Origin of the sequence: Pseudomonas sp. 7P_10.2_Bac1 (assembly GCF_025465935.1) — a bacterium.
Classification (GTDB): Bacteria; Pseudomonadota; Gammaproteobacteria; order Pseudomonadales; family Pseudomonadaceae; genus Aquipseudomonas.
Genome location: NZ_JANLNV010000088.1, coordinates 27,258 through 45,730, shown reverse-complemented (window position 1 = coordinate 45,730; position 18,473 = coordinate 27,258). Strand labels below are relative to the sequence as shown.

Genomic DNA, 18,473 nt, shown 5'->3' with positions numbered 1-18,473 from the left:
GTACGAGTACCCATCATGACGTCTAACAACTGGATCAACCTGGCTCAGGACGACGAAACCGGCATCGAAACCCTGCATGCGCATTTTGAAGGCCATGCCTATGACCCGCACTGGCATGACAGTTACCTTGTTGGTGTAACTGAACAAGGAGTCCAGCAGTTCAACTGCCGCCGCAATCGTCATAACAGCACGCCCGGAAACGTTTTTTTGCTTGAACCGGGTGAAATCCATGACGGGGATGCGCCCGAAGATGCTGGCTTTACCTATCGGATGCTGTACCTCGAGCCGCAGTGGCTCGAAGATGAATTACGCTCAGTGTTTGATGAAGCACCCGCCAACACCTGCCTGACCTTTGCCAGCACACTGAGTACGGACCCGCGACTGACTCAGGCCACTGCTCGCGCCTTTGAAGTCATGCATCAGCCAGAGTTGCGCATCGTCCGGCAAAATGCCCTTAACCACCTGTTGCAAGCCCTCACGTCCAACCTGCAATGGCGCCAAAAATACTCGCAAGACCCACGCTTGCCGCGCGTAGCACATATGGCGCGTGACTATCTGCACGATCATATGCACCACAACGTGGGTATCGATGACCTCGCCACCCTCACGGGTGTAGACCGCTTTCGCTTGAACCGTGCATTTAAATCGGCCTACGGGTTGGCCCCCCATGCCTATCTGGTGCAACTGCGGCTGGCCAGGGCGCGGCGCCTGCTGGCATCCGGTGAAAGCTGTGCAGACGTCGCAATCGCCCTGGGTTTTGCCGATCAAAGCCACTTGGGGCGCTGGTTCGTTCGTGCGTACGGCATGACGCCAGCGGCTTACCGAAAACGCTGCACAAACGTTCCAGACAGGTGACGGCACGCCACAGAAAATGAGCACCTTACTCATATTTTTGTGGAGCCTTTGTATGTGGTTGTCTTTGACCGGCCTGCTGCCGTTTTTGCTGTTCGCTTTCGTGGCCTCGATTACTCCCGGCCCGACCAACATCCTGGTGCTGAGTAACAGCCACCGTTATGGCGTCAACGCCGCACTACCGATCATTTTCGGCGCCAGCGCCAGTGCCGCAGCCCTGGTGCTGGTGGTCGGCAGTGGTTTCGGTCAATCCATCAGCGGGTTGCCCTGGGTGCAGCACACGCTGCAAGGGTGCGGTATTGCCTGGTTGAGTTACTTGTCCTGGCAAATCTATAACGCCCCCGTCAGCGCACCACATGAGACCGGCACTCCCCAGCGTCGACTCGGCATGTGGGGCGCTGCCAGCCTGCAATTGATCAACCCGAAAACCTGGATGATGGCGGTTGCCGTAGTCAGCGTGTTCGCCACTCAAGGCGCGGACCAGCAAACCCATATTGAAATATTGGCGCTGGTGTTCTTTGTAGTGTCGATGCCTTGTCTGGGCATGTGGGCCTTGCTCGGAGCCGGTTCGGCGCGTGTCTTGCAAACCCCGCGGGCCATGCAGCGTTTTAACCGGTGCATGGCGTTGTTGTTACTGGCCTCGGCGTGGCTCAGCCTGTTTATTTAAATAACTGTTCATACGAGACACTTGACGAAACCGGGTGATTTGAGTTTTCCTGAAACCGGTTTCAAAACCTCTCTATAGAAACCGCCTGCGATAACACCCATAAAAGGTTCAGGCCGTGAACAGCTTTTCTGCAGCCCAGCGCACCCGCGTGACCATGCTTGATGTTGCTCAACGCGCTGGCGTTTCCAAAGCCAGTGTGTCGCGCTTTATCGGTGATGACCGAGCCTTGTTGTCGGAGGCGATTGCCGAACGCATCGAGCAAGCCATCAACGACCTCGGGTATCGCCCCAATCAAATGGCCCGCGGGCTGAAACGTGGCCGTACGCGGCTGATCGGCATGCTGGTGGCCGACATACGCAACCCCTACTCGATTGCCGTGATGCATGGCGTTGAAACCGCCTGCCGTCAACATGGTTACAACCTGGTGGTGTGCAACACCGACCGCAACGATGAACAAGAACATCAACACCTTGCCGCGCTGCGCGCTTACAACATCGAAGGTCTGATTCTCAATACCCTTGGGCATCATCCAGACGTGCTGCAAGCGCTGCACAACGAAATGCCCATCGTGCTGATCGACCGCAAAGTCGAACAACTGCACAGCGATCTGGTTGGCCTGGACAACACCGGGGCCGTGCGCATGGCGCTGGAGCACCTGCAGCAACAGGGTTATCGCGACCTGCTGCTGGTTAGCGAACCGATTGACGGCACCAGTTCACGCAGTGAGCGCATCGAAAGCTTCACTCAGCAATTAACCGGGCACCCGACACTTGCCGGCGCAGTGGTACACACTGGCCCGCACCTACGCGCCGGCCTGCAATCCTTCCTGCAGGCCCCTGGCCCCGGGCCCAAAGCGATCTTTTGCGCCAACGGCGTTGCCGCACTGGCCTGCACCCAGGTCTTACGCGAAGTGAACTGCGGCTTGTTTAACGATATTGGCCTGATTGCCCTGGATGACCTGGACTGGTTCCCCTTGGTTGGCAGCGGCATCACCGCCCTCGCCCAGCCGACGCAACAGATAGGTGCCAGCGCTTTCGACTGCCTGCTCAAGCGCCTGAAAGGTGATACCGCACCTGCCCGCCATCTGGACTTCGGCGCACAACTGATCATTCGAGGCTCAACGCAGCGCGCAACCTAACACCGTTTTAGGGGCTGACGACCGTTATTCGGCCACCCGCCCTTGACCCAGCACAAAAATGAAACCGGTTTCAGAGAACAATGACAATGACTACATTTCCCGTTTCCATCAGCCTGTCGAGCTACGGCGCCGACCTTGTTCGCGAACGCGGCCAAGCCGATTTTATTGAGCTGCTGGCCAAAGCCGGTGCGACACGCATCGAGCTGCGCGAAGAGCTGCTGACCGTTGAAGACCCCGCCAGCTTTAGCCTGGCCACACAAGAGCACGGTCTTGAATGCCTGTTCTCCTCCCCGATGGAGTTGTGGGAAGCCGGCCAGTCGCGCCCCAATCCGCAATTGATCCCGACCCTGCAGCGCGCTCAGGCGTTCGGCGCGCAATGGCTGAAAGTCTCACTGGGCTATTTCACCGAACATTGCGATCTAGCACAGCTTGCTGCCTGCCTGAACCAGCAACCCGTGCACCTGCTGGTGGAAAACGACCAGACCTCACAGGGCGGGCGTATCGAACCCATGTTGCGATTTTTCGACACTGTCGAGCAGGTGCAGGCGCCAATCAGCATGACATTCGACATTGGCAACTGGCACTGGCAAGACCAATCGGCCAGCACCGCAGCGCGCCTGCTGGGTCACCATGTGACTTATTTGCACTGCAAAGGCGTAGTACGACGCCCGGATGGCAAATTGATCGCCACCCCGCCCACGGCCACCGACCTGCAAGCCTGGGGGCAGCTCATGACTCACATGCCACACGGGCTGACTCGCGCCGTGGAATACCCGCTGCAAGGCAACGACCTGACCTGGCTGACCCGGCAACACGTGCAGGTGCTGGGCAGGCTCAACCACACACAACGGGAGCTGAGCCATGTCTAAGGTCGATGTACTGTCATTTGGTGAAACCATGGCCATGTGGGTGGCCGAGCAAACCGGCGATCTGGCCCAAGTGGAGCTATTCCACAAACGTATCGCCGGGGCGGACAGCAACGTTGCCATCGGCTTGTCACGGCTGGGGTTCAATGTGCAATGGTTGAGCCGCGTAGGCGCCGATTCCCTCGGGCGCTTTGTGCTCAACACACTGCAAGGCGAAGGCCTGGACTGCCGCCATGTCGAAATTGACCCGCAGCACCCGACGGGTTTTCAGCTCAAATCCCGAGTGGATGACGGCAGTGACCCGCAAGTGGAGTATTTCCGCCGTGGATCTGCCGCCAGCCATCTCAGCCGCTCGGTTATCAACGACACAGTGCTCAGCGCCCGGCATTTGCACGCCACCGGCATCCCGCCTGCCCTTTCCCCGAGTTGCAATGAATTGTCTTTTGAACTGATGCGTGCCATGCGCGCTGCGGGCAACAGCGTGTCGTTCGACCCCAACCTGCGACCGTCCTTGTGGGCTAGCGAGCAACAGATGATTCGCGACATCAACGCCCTCGCCGCCCACGCCCACTGGGTGTTGCCGGGGCTTGAAGAAGGCCGCCTGCTGACCGGCTACGGGGCACCGAGCGACATTGCCGCGTTCTATCTGGACCAGGGCGCCGAGGCGGTCATCATCAAACTCGGCGCCAAGGGAGCCTTCTTGCGCACTGCCACCACTGAGCAATTCGTACCGGCCGTACCCGTGGCCCGCGTGGTTGATACCGTGGGCGCCGGTGATGGCTTTGCCGTGGGTGTGATCAGCGCCCTGCTGGAAAACCTCGACTATTGCGAGGCGGTCAAACGTGGCAACTGGATCGGCAGCCGTGCCGTGCAGAGCCGTGGCGATATGGAGGGTTTGCCGACCCGCGCCGAACTGGATCACTACACAACCACCGCCTGATTTATTGCTCTAACCGTTACCTGCTGCGACAAAAACAACAAGCTCAGGAGCATCGCTATGCACTCACTGAAACTCGCCACCCGCCGGTGGTGGTACATCATGCCGATCGTGTTCATCACCTACAGCCTGGCGTACCTGGACCGTGCCAACTATGGCTTTGCCGCTGCCTCGGGCATGGCCGAAGACCTCAATATCACCCCGGGCCTGTCGTCATTGCTGGGGGCGCTGTTCTTTCTGGGGTATTTCTTTTTCCAGGTGCCTGGCGCGGTTTACGCGCAACGCAACAGCGTTAAAAAGCTGATTTTTGTCAGCCTGATTCTCTGGGGCGGCCTCGCCACCTTGACCGGCGTGGTGTCCAACGCCTACAGCCTGATCGCCATTCGCTTCATGCTCGGTGTGGTTGAAGCAGCGGTAATGCCGGCCATGCTGGTGTACCTGTGCCACTGGTTCACCCGTGCCGAACGCTCGCGCGCCAACACCTTCCTGATCCTCGGCAACCCGGTGACCATGCTGTGGATGTCCGTGGTGTCGGGTTATCTGGTGCAGCACTACAGTTGGCGCTGGATGTTCATCATTGAAGGCTTGCCTGCAGTGCTCTGGGCATTTATCTGGTGGCGTCTGGCCGATGACCGCCCTAGCGACGCCAAATGGCTCAACGCCCAAGAGAAGCAAGACTTGCAGGACGCGCTGGACGCCGAGCAGGTCGGGATCAAGCCGGTCAAGAACTACGCAGCGGCTTTCCGCTCACCCAAGGTCATCCTCCTGGCCTTGCAGTTCTTTTGCTGGAGCATCGGCGTGTATGGCTTTGTACTGTGGCTGCCGTCGATCCTCAAGCAAGGTGCGCACATGGACATGATCGAAGCGGGCTGGCTGTCGGCCCTGCCCTATCTGGCCGCAGTGATTGCCATGCTCGCGGTGTCGTGGGGCTCGGACAAACTGCAAAAGCGCAAACGCTTTGTCTGGCCGCCGCTGCTGATTGCCTCAATCGCTTTCTACGGTTCATATGCCTTGGGCGCCGAACATTTCTGGTGGTCCTACGCATTGCTGGTCATTGCCGGGGCTTGCATGTACGCCCCTTACGGCCCCTTTTTCGCCATCATTCCGGAAATCCTGCCTTCTAACGTAGCAGGTGGTGCCATGGCGTTGATCAACAGCATGGGCGCACTAGGCTCGTTTGGCGGTTCTTATCTGGTGGGATACCTGAACAGCGCCACCGGTTCGCCAGGTGCGTCCTACTTGCTGATGAGCGGCGCTCTGCTGATTTCGGTGCTGCTGACCCTGATGCTCACCCCCAGCAGCAAAGACCCGGTTGCCCCGAAAACACGCGCGCCCCAGCGCTTGGCCCACTCCTGAATTGAACCTCGGTGATTCCCGTGAAAAAACATGTCGTGCTGTACAAAGAACTGTCCGAACCGCTGATGCAGCGCCTGCAAGCCGAAACAGACGTCACGCTGATCAAGCGTCTTGACGCCCAAGGGCTGGAACAACTGCGCGCAGCCCTGCCCCATGCCCACGGGTTGCTGGGTGCCAGCCTCAAGCTCGATGCCGAACTGCTGGATCTGGCGCCACGGCTTGAAGCCGTAGCCAGTGTGTCGGTGGGTGTCGATAACTACGACATCGACTACCTGACACGCCGCAAGATCGTGCTCACCAACACCCCGGACGTACTCACCGAGACCACCGCAGACACCGGTTTTGCCTTGATCCTGGCCAGCGCCCGGCGTGTTGTGGAGTTGGCGATCAAGGTGCGCAATGGCCAATGGCACAAGAACATCGGTGCGCAGTCGTTCGGCACCGACGTGCACGGCAAAACCCTGGGCATTATCGGTATGGGCCGAATTGGCGAAGCGTTGGCCCAACGCGGCCACTTTGGTTTCGGCATGCCGGTGATTTACCACAGCAACTCGCCCAAACCTGCGGTTGAAGCCCGTTTCGATGCGCAGTACCGCAGCCTCGAAGCGTTACTGCAACAAGCCGACTTTATTTGCCTGACGTTGCCACTGACCGCGCAAACCGAGGGTTTGATCGGCGCCGAAGAGTTCGCCTTGATGCGCCCCGAGAGCATCTTTATCAATATTTCCCGAGGCAAGGTGGTGGATGAGGCAGCAATGATTCACGCCTTGCAACACGGCCAGATCCGCGCTGCCGGGCTGGATGTATTTGAGCGCGAACCACTGGATGCGGGTTCGCCGCTGCTGCAACTGGATAACGTGGTGGCCACACCGCACATCGGCTCGGCCACCGTCGAAACCCGCGAAGCCATGGCACGCTGTGCGGTCGACAACCTGCTGGCCGCCTTGGCCGGTAAACGCCCAGCCAATCCGGTCAATTAACCAGAGGCCCTGTAGGGATGAGCTTGCCAAGCGATCTTTTGATCATTTAGAAGATCGCGAGGCAAGCTCGCTACGGGATGTGTTATTCGCCCGCCTTGATTTTGGTCCACAGACGGGTGCGAATCCGGTCAATTTTCAGTGGCATGGCTTCCAGCGCGAACAACTTGCCCATCATCGCAGGGGTCGGGTACACCTTGGTGTCAGCCTTGATGTCGGGGCCGACCAAGGCATCGGCCTGCTGGTTGCCGTTGGCGTAATGCACATAGTTGGTAATACCGGCCATCACGTCCGGGCGCAGCAAGTAGTTCATAAAGCTGTACGCCGCTTTCTCATCCGGGGCATCGGCGGGCATCGCAACCATGTCAAACCAGATCGCCGCACCTTCCTTGGGAATCGAGTAACCGATGTCGATGCCGTTCTTGGCTTCCTTGGCACGGGTTTCGGCTTGCAGGATGTCACCCGAGAACCCTACCGCCACACAGATATTGCCGTTGGCCAGGTCGCTGGTGTACTTAGAGGAGTGGAAGTAGCTGATGTAAGGCCGCACTTTCATCAGCAGGTCTTCAGCTTTTTTGTAGTCGTCGGGGTTTTTACTATGGGGCGGCAAGCCCAGGTAATTCAGCGCGGCCGGGAGGATCTCCGGCCCATTGTCGAGGATCGCTACCCCACACTTGCTGAGTTTTTCCATGTTCTCGGGTTTGAAGATCAAGTCCCAGGAGTCGACCGGCGCGTTATCGCCCAATACCGCCTTGACCTTGGCCACGTTGTAGCCAATTCCGGTACTGCCCCACAAGTAAGGGAAACCATGTTCGTTGCCCGGATCGTTGACTTCAAGCGCCTTGAGCAGCACCGGGTTGAGGTTCTTCCAGTTCGGCAACTGGCTCTTGTCGAGTTTCTTCAGCGCCCCGCCCTGGATCTGCCGCGCCATAAAGTGGTTGGACGGGAACACCACGTCATAACCGGAGTTGCCGGTCATCAACTTGCCGTCCAGCGTCTCGTTGCTGTCGAACAGGTCATAGGTAAAACCGATGCCGGTGTCGCGTTGAAAATTCTTCATTGTGTCGGGGGCAATGTAGTCCGACCAGTTATAGACCTTCACCGTTTCGGCGGCCTGACACAACGTACCAACAAGCATGAGGGGCAACAGGGTCATACGTATCATGGTTCGATTCCTAGCAATTTTGGGCAGCTTTTTTATAGGCAGGTATCGGCAGGTTTAAACGATCAAAAGATCAATACATACGTCTTGCGCACGGTTTCCTGAATGTCCCAGATACCGGTGCTGTTGGCAGGCAACATCAGTGCATCACCTGCTTCTATGGTCAGGGGTTCACCACCATCAGGGGTGAAGGTGCAGCGGCCCTGGATAAAGTGACAGAACTCTTGCTGGACGATTTGCCGACGCCAGCGGCCCGGCGTGCATTCCCAAATCCCGGTTTCAACGCCGTCGCTGCGTTCAACACAGGTGACCGACGTCACCGCTACGGGCGTGCCCAGCGGTACGGCCACCTCGAACGACTCTTGCAACGCGACCTGTCCGGTGTTTTTAAAGTGCGTGATGCTCATGAAAAACTTCCTGATAAAGACAACAAGGGTTACTGCATGAAACCTTCCATAAAATCCGCCATACGACTGGCAAATTGCCGACGCCACGGCGGGCTGTTTAGATTCGCCAGGGTTTTGTCTTCATAGACAAAACTGCGAATAATTGCGTTGTAACCCAGCCAGCGGCAGGGTTCTGGCTCCCAGGCCTTGAGGGCATTCAACCCACCTTCAGTCAAGACCCAGGGTTGCTTAACTTCCAGGGTGTCACGCTGCAGCATCAGGTCAGCCAAAGTCCGACCACCCAGGTGGCTGGCCCCTACGCCTTCGCCACCATAGCCTCCAGCTAGGGCAATACCCTGCTTGCGGTCACAAAGCATGTGCGGCTGAAACCGTCGCGACATCCCCAGATTGCCGCCCCAGGCGTGGCTGATTTCAACGTCTTTTAATTGTGGGAAAAGTTCGCTGAACAGGTAGCGACGCAGTTCTACCTCACTCGTGGTCAGGTCGAAGTTTTCCCGCAGCCGCCCACCGAACTGGTAGCCACCACGGGCACCGAACACCAGTCGGTTGTCGGCGGTACGCTGGCCGTAGGTCACTTGGCGGCTGCTTTCACTAAACGCTTGCCCCTGCGACAGGCCGATGGTGTCCCATAAAGCGGCGGACAACGGCTCCGTGGCCACAATCAGGCTTTGCACTGGCAACTGATAACGCCCCAGCGGTGCCAGCGTATTGGCATATCCCTCCACTGCCGGTACCACCCAACGGCTGCGGACGTGTGCCTTGGCCGTTCGAGCACTACCGGGCTGCCAGTGTTGCACCGGGCTTTGTTCAAAAATCTGTACACCCATGCGCTCAACGGTGCGGGCCAGCCCTCGCACCAGCTTGGCCGGGTTAATCGTTGCAATATGCGGGGTAAAAATGCCACCGTAAGGCTTGGCCACACGGATCTGTTGCGCCAACTCGTTCGGGTTGAGCCAGCGATAATCGGCTTCGTTCAAGCCCAGGCCGCGCAATTTGGCCAGATAACTGCGCATGCTGGCCTCTTGTTCGGGATAACGCGCTGCACAGTAAAGAGCCCCGCCTTTTCGGTAGTCGCACTCGATGCCTTCACGGTCAATCACGGTTTTCACTTCATCCGGGATGCCGTGCAGCAGGTCGAAGGCGGTACGCCGTTGCTCGACAGACAGCCCGGCAAGCATGCGGTCCTCGCCGAGCAAGTTGCCCATCAGCCAACCACCGTTACGGCCTGAAGCACCGAACCCGACGGTCTGCGCTTCAACCATGGCAATGCTCAATTCGGGCGCCTGGCGCTTGAGGTAATAGGCAGTCCACAGACCCGTGTAACCCGCGCCAATGATCAGCACATCGACATCCAGGTCGTGCTCGAGCGCAGGCCGAGGGTTCAGCGGTTCCTCAAGCTGGTCCATCCATAAACTGATCCCGCGCCATGCTGGCATTGCCGACTCCACCTTGTGTTCAAGAATGGGTCGATCCTAGCGCCAGTGCTCAGCAAGCGTCTTGCGTGCGTACCCGCAAAGAAATTTGCTTGGCGTACGCCTTGGGCGACTGCCCAGTGTGTTGGCGAAAGCAGTTATAAAACGCCGAAATGGAGTTAAACCCCGCCGAAAACGCGACCTCATCGACCTTGATCGGCGAAGCTGCCGCATCCATCGCTGCCAGCACATGCCGCAATCGCGCCTGATTCACATAGCGATAAAAGCTTTGGCCCAACACTTGATTGAGCAAATAGGACATTTGGTTACGGGTATAGCCACAGGCTTTGGCGACCTGCTGCAGGTCCAGGTCGGGATCAAGATACGGTTGTTTGCGCTCGAAATAGCTCTGCAGGTCTTGCGCCATAAAGCTCAATTGGCGAGCTGAGAGCCCGAGCCGACTGACCGCCGGGCGCAGAGGCGGCTGCTGCGCTGTCGCTGCGGCGGGTTCGTGCACCAAAGAGGCATATTCATTGACGCGCCAGATCAGGCCATCGCGCACGGTAATCGCCTCACTGGCCCGAAACGACACTAATCCCTGGCTTCCACGCAACGTCATGCGGTATTGAATGAATGCCGTATTGCCATCCAGGCGAATCCGGTCGCTATGCTCCAACGCCTCGTCCGGCGCTCTGGGCATCGACATCTGCACGTACTCACGCAATTCATCGAGCACCATGACCCTGTTCTGAAAGAAATCGTGGTAACGCACGTCTGGGTGATACAGCGCCATCACGCCGTCCAGATCACGGTACTTCCAGCACAAGTGATAGCGCATGACCGTTTCGCCAGTCGCCTGGGTATTTTCGGGACCGTCGTCGGGTAGTGACATAGGACGCTCTGCGGGGCAAAAACACAGCATGCCGAGTTTGAATCCACGCTTCAATAACAGCCCTTGGGGTCTGTCAATCTCATCATCGAATGATTTGCATCAAAACTGGCGCTATTAAATCGACTTATCGAAAAATAAGGCTTATCGCCATCACTCAGGGGTGGTAGGTTAAACACGAAAGACTCGCAAACACTCAGGGAGAGGTTCGCGCTTCTCCATCACGTCAGAGCAAAAGGAATCGCTCTTAATGAACCCAGTAAGCTCCATCGATAAATTCAGCTTTCCCAACGCTTGCCAATTGATGCGCTGGCACTTTCACCCAATCGGCTTCGAGGCCACCATGGACGCGCCCAAGAGCATGGTCGCACGCCTGTTTGACCGAGCTACCGGTGAAACCATGATCGCCATCGCCGGCATCCCCTGCGCCTCCATCATGAGTACCGGCGAAGTGGCCCGAATCATCCAGGCCGTGGAGGACGAACTCGAAAGCTTTATACCGCCCCTGGCCTGGCAGGCGTAAACCTTGGCCGGGTAGAAGCGAGCGCGTTTTGCGATCTTTTGCCCCTATACAAGATCGCGAGGCTAGCCCGCTTCTATTCAGGCGCCTTCGAACGACGTAAATCCTCAAAAAACGCCTTCCCCTTGGGAATCCGGTCCGAGGCCTTGGGCATGTTCGGCCCTTGAGCGTCCTGGCTTTCCAGATACCAATAGCAATGGGTCACGGCACGGGTAATGCCGACATAGGCCAAACGCAGGATTTCGTCCTTTTGCGCCGAGTCATAAGGCTCTGGATCACCCTCCTTGCCCAAGCCCGCCATGCGGTAGACCTGGTTTTTATAGGGTGATGAAGTCAGGTGCTGGCAATCGCCCAGCAGGAACACTGCATCAGCCTGCAGACCCTTGGAACTGTGATAAGTCAGCTGTTTGAGCCTGCGATCCTCGGGCGCCAATCTAGAATCCACATTAACTACTGACTGTATATCCTTTTCAATCAGTAACTTATCGCTGCTTTTTCGATACAACATCAAGATCCGATCACCCGCATGGTAGTGTTCGGTCAATCGTGCAGCCAAATCCTGCTCATCCCGATTCAGCACATTAACGGGCACGGCCTGCCTGGGTACTCCACTGGCCTTGGCCCGCTTGCCGGCAATCGACGGTGCCGCACGCACAATGTGTTCAGCCGCGTCGATGATGTGTTGATGGCTGCGGAAGTTGTCACTGAGCATTACCCGCGTCGTGGCTGGCGACGGGAACTCTTTGTTGAATTCCATAAAGTACTTGGGCGAGCTGCCACGCCAGCCATAAATGGATTGCCAATCATCACCTACACACAACAGCGACGAACGCTGCGCACCCCGCCCGACGTGCATTGCCGGGCCACGGCTGCGGATTTCCCGCAAGCTGGCCCGCAGCCACGAGACGATCTGCGGTGACACGTCTTGGAACTCATCGATCATCAAATGCGATAACGGGCGCAGTTGATCGTGGCTCAGTAGCTTGAAGTTTTGCGGGGTATTCTCGCTAAACAACGAGAACATGCGGTTGTAGGTCATCACCGGCGGCGTTTGCGCCAGCAGGTGGTCTTCCAGGGCACGCCAGTAGCGGCTCAAAGCTTCAAAAAAGAAACGGTCCGGGTCATCCTTGGCAAAACGCATCTCGCCCACCGCCGCGGCCACATCAAGCCCCAGGTTCTCGATAAAGCTGGCAGCGGCGACAAAACAATCGAGCAACGGTGCTGAAGTCAGCTCGCCCTTGAGCTTGTAATCAAAGCCAGGACCGGCACTGGCGTCCCCTGCGAGGGAGGCAATGACTCGTTTGGCATCCGCATAACTTTCTAACCAAATCAATGGCTTACTACAGAAAGCTCGAAATAGTGTGCGTTTTACCGCCCACTCAGCCCGTACCGTAAGCTTGGCCCCGGGCCGAGCGATCTGCGGGTTCTCACGCGGATCAAAGCCCAACACGACCCAGGCATCCAACTGCGGGATATAACCGTGGCAATGGAATTGCGAACCGTTGATCTCCAGAGTTTCGCGGTTCGGCTCGATCCCTTTGATCGGCCATGCCCCGGCGGCAAACCACAAGTCTTCAAGGGTGTCACACAGCTCTTCATCGCGCTTGGCAGCCAGTTCAGTCACAGCCATGCGCTTTTGTACATCCGGGTGATCGCGCTCCAGTTCCTTAAGCTGCAAGGCATGCCGACACAACGGCGCCAGTGTTTCGCGGAAACGCTCATCGCGGGTGTACAGCCCGTGGTAACACGCATTCAGTTGTTGGCGTTGGGCGTCGTTGATACGCAGATCAAACGGGTTGCTGTCGGCGTCGTCGTCACTCAGCAGACTGCGAGAATTCAGGGTTTCGAAGGCTTGCAACTGACCATAGCCGGGCAAACTGCGCACCATCGGCAAGATACGCGAATGGAAGGTCCGTACCACCTCACGGGCTTGCTTCAGGCTCAAAGTGCGGCCCCACAGGGCGAAAATCTCTTGTAGCTTGCTGATGAAGTCCTTGCGCGACTCGCGGGTGAAGGTCACTACGGTCATTGAATCAAGCTCAAAGCCCAAGTAGTGAGTCAGCAACAGAATGCGCAAGACCAGCGACGTCGACTTGCCCGCCCCGGCCCCCGCGACCACGGAAGTCGACGGTGTGTCACTGAAGATCATCTTCCACTGCGCCGCACTCGGCTGTGCGTGTTCGGGCAGCAGTGCCGCGACATCGGCCTTGATCTGCTTTTTCAGCTCAGGGCTCAGCGGCAGGCGCCAATCATCAAACAGATGGTCATCAACTCCTGGAGCACGAAGCTCCTGCGAACGAGTGTCACTGATAAGCAGTACCTGGCGCCCTTCCTCGAAACCTTCGCTGTGGCCTTCCTTGAAGCCATAGTCGAAGCCTTGGGTGTGCCCGCTGCGAAATCCGTCGGCCTGCCCTTGTAACCAGGACGCCGCATGCTGGGCGCGCAAACGACTCAAACCGCTGCCAAACAGGCGTGCGGCCAAGCGTTTAAACCACGGCAGTTGAGTTTCTGGGACGAGTTGTTCCGGCAGATCGGGGGTGTGTTGCGTCACGCTGACTCCATGGGTGAGGCTGTCTGGGCACAAAGGCTATGGTCGCCCCATTGCACACAGATTTCTAGCTAATTGCTTGGCCGTCAGCCATTTAGAGGATGTTGTGAAGGTGAATCTGAATATGCCGCCCGACGTATACATCTATTTAACTGATCTTTTTTAGGCATTTTTTGCGCTTTTTATCGATATGTTCTTGCCGGAGAATCAACGCCATCATCAATCAGGTGGCCATTTACCTATCTTGCGGGCGACCTGAAACAGGAGAAGCTTCATGCTTGAACTCAGACCCTTCAACACCCTGGGCGGCGCAAACCACGGTTGGCTGGATGCCCATCACCATTTTTCGTTCGCCAACTATTACGATCCCCAACGCATGAACTGGGGCAACCTGCGGGTCTGGAACGATGATGTGATTGCTCCCGGCACCGGTTTCCCGCAACACCCGCACCGCGACATGGAAATCATCACCTATGTGCGTGAAGGGGCGATCAGCCATGAAGACAATCTGGGTAACAAAGGCCGTACTGAAGCCGGTGACGTGCAGGTCATGAGCGCGGGCACCGGGATTGCCCACAGTGAGTACAACCTGGAGTCGACACCAACCAAGATCTTCCAGATCTGGATTATTCCTGATCAAGCAGGTGACGCTCCGTCATGGGGCGCAAAGCCATTCCCGAAAGGCCATCGTGAAGGCTTTGTAACCTTGGCCAGCGGTAAACAGGGCGACCATGAGAGCTTGACCATTCGCGCGGATGCCCGTTTGGTCGCAGCCAACCTCAAAGCCGGAGAAACCGCCGAATACCGCCTGGACAGCGACCGCCGTGCTTACTTGGTCCCGGCCACCGGCGTGATCGAAGTCAATGGCCTGCGTGCACAAGCCCGCGATGGTGTGGCCATCTTCGACGAAAGCGTAGTGAGGGTTACGGCCATAGAAGACAGCGAAGTCGTGCTGGTGGACGTGGCCTGATATCACCGACTCACTTGTAGGAGCTGGTCTGGCGATCTTTTGATAGTTAAAAAGATCGCGAGGCTAGCCCTACAAAGTGATAAGGGCTTCAGGACGTTGCAAGCGCCTCGGCATTGGCCTTGCGCCGCTGGATAACATACCCCAACACCGCCAGAGGCGCTGTCGCCAGCATGACTTCGACAGTAATTTGCAGCGGCTGGCTGATGTAGGCCGATACCAGCAGGCTACTCAGGAAACACAACCCAAGCTGCAGGGTGTTTTGCAAGCCTGCAGCCTTGCCAGAGTTCTCGGCAAACGGCATCAGTGCATTCGCCACCACAATCGGATAGCTCGCGCCATTAACCATGGCCATTAGGCAAAACGGTATCAACAACGTGGCCAGTGTCGGTTCGGTCTGGGTCGCCACCCAATACAAACCCAGCATGCTCGCGCAATAGGCCACCATCAGCCAAGGCAATAGCGTGCGCCCCTTGATGCGCTGCAAGACACTGCGGCAACCATACCCACCGGCCATGAACGCCAACGTCGGCAAGGCGTAACTCAAACCAATATCACTCGGGCTGTAGCCCATATTCCCTAATATGAATGGCGATGCGGTCAGCCAAGCGAAGAAACTCGCGGAGCACGCAGCGAAGATCATCACGTTGCCGCTAAAACTTGCCGAGCAGAGCAGCGCCCAATAGCTAACCCGGTTTGCCTGAGGCTCGCTGACTCCTGTTCGGGCTTGCTCCTTGAGCAGCAGTGTCGGAACGATCAGCAACAATGCCAATCCCATCAACACGGCAAAAATCGCCTGCCAGCCCAAATGATTCAACACCACAGCGCCCAACAGCGGCGCCAATGCAGGCGACAGGCTCATCAGTGGCATGATCCCGGCAAACACCCGATTGGCCTTGTCCGCCGGGTATCGGTCAATCACCAATGCCTGCCAGGTCACTGCCGCCGCGCAGATACCGATGGCCTGGATAAACCGCAGTGCCAGCAACAGCGCTGCATTATCAACAAACAGCATGCCCAGACAGCCCAGCGCAAACATCGACAGGCCTGCCAACAACACCGGCTTGCGCCCCAAGCGATCCGACAAAGGCCCCCAGAGCAATTGCCCAAAGGCGAAACCGGCCAGAAAGATGCTCAGACTCGCGCCCACTGCCCCCGCCGACAGCCCCAGCTCACTGCCCAGCGTACCGAAAGCCGGCAGGTACATATCCATGGCCAAGTAGCCCAGCATGCTGAGCCCCGCCAAATAACAGGTAAAACCAAATGAATTTTTCATGCGCACCCAAAAACTTGCCATCAAACAATTTGTTGACTGACGCGCATTATCCGGCTGAGCATTGGCTTGTGAAGCGATAATAATTGCCTGATGGCATCAAATTTTTAGAAGGCAATTTATGTGGTCCGAATACTCTCTGGACGTGATTGATGCGGTTGCCCGACACGGCAGCTTCAGTGGGGCCGCGCAAGAACTGCACCGCGTTCCCTCAGCCGTCAGCTACACCGTGCGCCAACTGGAGCAATGGCTGGCCGTGCCGCTGTTTGTGCGACGTCATCGGGATGTCGAACTGACTCCAGCCGGCCAGGTATTCGTTAAAGAAGCCCGCGACGTGATGAAAAAAATGCTTGGCACCCGGCGCCTGTGCCAGCAGGTGGCCAATGGCTGGAGCGGTCAGTTGCGCGTGGGGGTGGACGCCATCGTCAAACAGCCTCGATGCCAGCAGATGGTGCTGGACTTTTATCGACACTTCCCCGACGTGGAACTGTTCGTTCACTACGAAGTGTACAACGGCGTGTGGGATGCTCTGGTCGACGGGCGCACGGACCTGGTGATCGGCGCTACCCGGGCGATTCCGGTTACGGCCAGTTTTGCGTTCCGCGACATGGGAGCATTGGACTGGCTGTGTGTCGTCAGCCCGGCACATCCCCTGGCCTCGCTGGAGGGCCCGCTCAAGGACGACCAACTGCGACCTTTTCCATCGCTATGCCTGGACGACACCTCACGCAGCCTGCCAAAACGCGATACCTGGACCCTGGACAACCAGCAACGCATGATGGTCCCCGACTGGACCACGGGGCTCGCGTGCCTGAGTGACGGGCTGTGCGTCGGCATGGTGCCAGCCTATATGGCCCGGCCCTTGATCGGACAAGGCCGCCTCGCGGCTCTGCAGTTGCAACGGCCCTTCCCTTCTAGCCCTTCGTGCATTGCCTGGGACCCGTCTCACCACTCTCCTGCCCTGAGTTGGCTACTGGAATATCTGGGCGACACTCAGACCCTGAACCATGAATGGCTCAACGATCAGTGCGTGGCAGAACAGGATTTAGGGGGGCAAACAGGCTGATCCGGCGGGTTAGCGTTTTGACGACATGGTTTTCACACCACTTTCACATCGCCAACGCTACTTTTAACTCACTCCTTTAGTGAATCCCGTTCGGCCCGCTCCCCCCAGCGGGCTTTTTTTTGCGTGCGTAATAAGGCGGTCAGTCTTCCAGCGCCTTTGGCTGTTTTGCAGCCTTGACGGCCTTGCCCGGTGCCGCTGTCTTGTCGGGAGCGGCCGTCTCGGCCGGTGGTTGGGTTTGTTTTTCGCTGGCAGGCAAAGCATCGATGGTGGCGAACAGTTTAGGGAGATCGGCATCGCCCTCGCCTTCGAATTTCCTTTCACCATCCTTGCCGATCAAAATCACCTTGGCCTTATCAATGATCATTCCAGGCTTGAGCCCGCGTATCAGTGACATCGTGGACTGCGTTTCGAGGTCTTTGCCATCGCGTTTTCCAGAGATACCGACAACTTCATAAAGCACCAGATTGCGCTCCTTGAAGCCCTGCGCAACAGCCGGATCCTCAAGCTCCTTCTTGAGTGCGGTCAGGGTCGGGTCAACCTGTGTTCGAGCGACAATGATCAACGGGCGGGACTTGCCACGATCCTGTTCAAGTGGGCTTGGAACCTCAACAGCCTGCACCGAGCTCGTTGCCAGCAAGCTGGCGAGGATCAATAAACGGATAAACATCCAGATCTCCTTTTCTTATCGGACCGGGTCCGCGAATGTACCGCCAAGCGTCTCAAACCCTTGGCGCTGAGCCTGTTTCAGAAAGCATAAGCGCAACCGGGTTCCCGGACTTTGCCTTCCATGTTTATTTATTGCAACCGCAGCTAAATATCTTGAAATACCTGCATTCTCAGAGTGACTTGGCTGCAGTGCGACGCTTGGCCCGGTGATGGCGAATCAGGCCAATGCCAACCATCACTGCAATAACGCACAGCGCTATCGGTAGGCGGTAGGGCTTGAGATCGCCAAACACCCTTTGCAAAAATTCCCCAGCCCAATACCCGGCATTGACGAACAGCGTCGCCCACACCACCGCGCCTAACAGGTTAATAACACTGAATTTGAGTGGTGAAACCTTACTCGCGCCGATCACCACCGGCCCAACCAGACGCATGCCATACAGAAAACGAACAGAAAAGATGGATACCGTCGGGTATTGATTGATCAACTGCGACACGCGGTCGATGGCCGCTTGTTGTTTGTACAGGCGCGGCAGGAGCCGCTCCCCGAAATAGCGTCCGGCCCAGAACAGCAACTGATCCCCCAGCATCCCGGCCACACTGGCGTAACCGATCACCGGCAAGATTTTGAGGACATGCTGGTGCGCTGCCATGCCACCCAGAATCAGAATGGTTTCACCTTCGAGCAGACAACCGATAAAAATGGCCAGATAGCCATAGGTCGCCAGCAAGTGGTTGAGATCGAGGTGTTCAAACATGTGCGCTCTGAC

18 protein-coding genes are annotated in these 18,473 nt (G+C 57.4%); 10 read left to right on the top strand and 8 right to left on the bottom strand.

Annotation, left to right across the window (positions count from 1 at the left end; all coding sequences use genetic code 11):
- The first annotated feature begins 15 nt into the window (after positions 1–15).
- From NTD86_RS20635 to NTD86_RS20605, 7 genes are all read left to right on the top strand, one after another.
- A complete protein-coding gene (locus NTD86_RS20635; protein ID WP_262205055.1) occupies positions 16–855 on the top strand; it encodes an AraC family transcriptional regulator in 840 nt (279 codons plus the stop codon).
- Between the two features lie 52 nt (positions 856–907).
- Positions 908–1,519 carry a LysE family translocator gene (locus NTD86_RS20630; protein WP_262205054.1) on the top strand — a complete coding sequence of 204 codons (612 nt, stop codon included), beginning with the start codon at positions 908–910 and terminating at the stop codon, positions 1,517–1,519.
- 115 nt (positions 1,520–1,634) lie between these two features.
- Positions 1,635–2,657: a LacI family DNA-binding transcriptional regulator gene (locus tag NTD86_RS20625; RefSeq protein ID WP_315974764.1), complete on the top strand. Its 1,023-nt coding sequence runs from the start codon at positions 1,635–1,637 to the stop codon at positions 2,655–2,657.
- Positions 2,658–2,743: 86 nt separating this feature from the next.
- Positions 2,744–3,526 carry a sugar phosphate isomerase/epimerase family protein gene (locus NTD86_RS20620; RefSeq protein ID WP_262205052.1) on the top strand — a complete coding sequence of 261 codons (783 nt, stop codon included), beginning with the start codon at positions 2,744–2,746 and terminating at the stop codon, positions 3,524–3,526.
- Positions 3,519–4,463 carry a sugar kinase gene (locus NTD86_RS20615; protein WP_262205050.1) on the top strand — a complete coding sequence of 315 codons (945 nt, stop codon included), beginning with the start codon at positions 3,519–3,521 and terminating at the stop codon, positions 4,461–4,463. The genes NTD86_RS20620 and NTD86_RS20615 overlap by 8 nt, the downstream gene beginning before the upstream one ends.
- Positions 4,464–4,520: 57 nt before the next feature.
- Positions 4,521–5,816, top strand: coding sequence for an MFS transporter (locus tag NTD86_RS20610; RefSeq protein ID WP_262205048.1), 1,296 nt, complete (start codon positions 4,521–4,523; stop codon positions 5,814–5,816).
- 20 nt (positions 5,817–5,836) lie between these two features.
- Positions 5,837–6,796, top strand: a complete 960-nt coding sequence (locus NTD86_RS20605; protein ID WP_262205047.1) for a 2-hydroxyacid dehydrogenase — start codon at positions 5,837–5,839, stop codon at positions 6,794–6,796.
- Positions 6,797–6,878: 82 nt separating this feature from the next.
- Here NTD86_RS20605 and NTD86_RS20600 read toward each other — a convergent pair whose 3' ends face one another.
- The 4 genes from NTD86_RS20600 to NTD86_RS20585 form a co-directional block, all read right to left on the bottom strand.
- Positions 6,879–7,958: a polyamine ABC transporter substrate-binding protein gene (locus NTD86_RS20600; protein WP_262205046.1), complete on the bottom strand. Its 1,080-nt coding sequence runs from the start codon at positions 7,956–7,958 to the stop codon at positions 6,879–6,881.
- A gap of 62 nt (positions 7,959–8,020) precedes the next feature.
- Complete coding sequence (locus NTD86_RS20595) at positions 8,021–8,362, bottom strand: cupin domain-containing protein (protein WP_262205044.1); 342 nt, start codon at positions 8,360–8,362, stop codon at positions 8,021–8,023.
- Positions 8,363–8,391: 29 nt separating this feature from the next.
- Positions 8,392–9,798 (bottom strand): NAD(P)/FAD-dependent oxidoreductase, encoded by a 1,407-nt coding sequence (locus NTD86_RS20590; protein ID WP_262205043.1) that lies wholly within the window; start codon positions 9,796–9,798, stop codon positions 8,392–8,394.
- Positions 9,799–9,847: 49 nt separating this feature from the next.
- Positions 9,848–10,666, bottom strand: coding sequence for a helix-turn-helix domain-containing protein (locus NTD86_RS20585; RefSeq protein WP_262205042.1), 819 nt, complete (start codon positions 10,664–10,666; stop codon positions 9,848–9,850).
- 247 nt (positions 10,667–10,913) lie between these two features.
- Here NTD86_RS20585 and NTD86_RS20580 point away from each other — a divergent pair, with 247 nt between their 5' ends.
- On the top strand, positions 10,914–11,186 hold the full coding sequence (locus NTD86_RS20580) for a DUF1652 domain-containing protein (RefSeq protein ID WP_262205041.1): 273 nt from the start codon (positions 10,914–10,916) through the stop codon (positions 11,184–11,186).
- A gap of 73 nt (positions 11,187–11,259) precedes the next feature.
- On the opposite strand, the gene NTD86_RS20575 is transcribed toward NTD86_RS20580, so the two are convergent.
- Entirely contained in the window at positions 11,260–13,734 is a 2,475-nt protein-coding gene (locus NTD86_RS20575) for a UvrD-helicase domain-containing protein (RefSeq protein ID WP_262205040.1), read from the bottom strand.
- Positions 13,735–14,005: 271 nt separating this feature from the next.
- Here NTD86_RS20575 and NTD86_RS20570 point away from each other — a divergent pair, with 271 nt between their 5' ends.
- Complete coding sequence (locus NTD86_RS20570) at positions 14,006–14,701, top strand: pirin family protein (RefSeq protein WP_262205039.1); 696 nt, start codon at positions 14,006–14,008, stop codon at positions 14,699–14,701.
- Positions 14,702–14,789: 88 nt separating this feature from the next.
- Here the strand turns inward: NTD86_RS20570 and punC are convergent, their stop codons facing one another.
- On the bottom strand, positions 14,790–15,974 hold the full coding sequence (punC, locus tag NTD86_RS20565; protein WP_262205038.1) for a purine nucleoside transporter PunC: 1,185 nt from the start codon (positions 15,972–15,974) through the stop codon (positions 14,790–14,792).
- Between the two features lie 118 nt (positions 15,975–16,092).
- On the opposite strand from punC, the gene punR reads away from it, so the two are divergent.
- A complete protein-coding gene (punR, locus tag NTD86_RS20560) occupies positions 16,093–17,037 on the top strand; it encodes a DNA-binding transcriptional activator PunR (protein ID WP_262205037.1) in 945 nt (314 codons plus the stop codon).
- Positions 17,038–17,176: 139 nt separating this feature from the next.
- Here the strand turns inward: punR and NTD86_RS20555 are convergent, their stop codons facing one another.
- Entirely contained in the window at positions 17,177–17,704 is a 528-nt protein-coding gene (locus tag NTD86_RS20555) for a DUF4174 domain-containing protein (protein ID WP_262205036.1), read from the bottom strand.
- A 169-nt stretch (positions 17,705–17,873) separates the two neighbouring features.
- Positions 17,874–18,461, bottom strand: coding sequence for a DedA family protein (locus NTD86_RS20550; protein ID WP_262205034.1), 588 nt, complete (start codon positions 18,459–18,461; stop codon positions 17,874–17,876).
- Between the last annotated feature and the right edge of the window lie 12 nt (positions 18,462–18,473).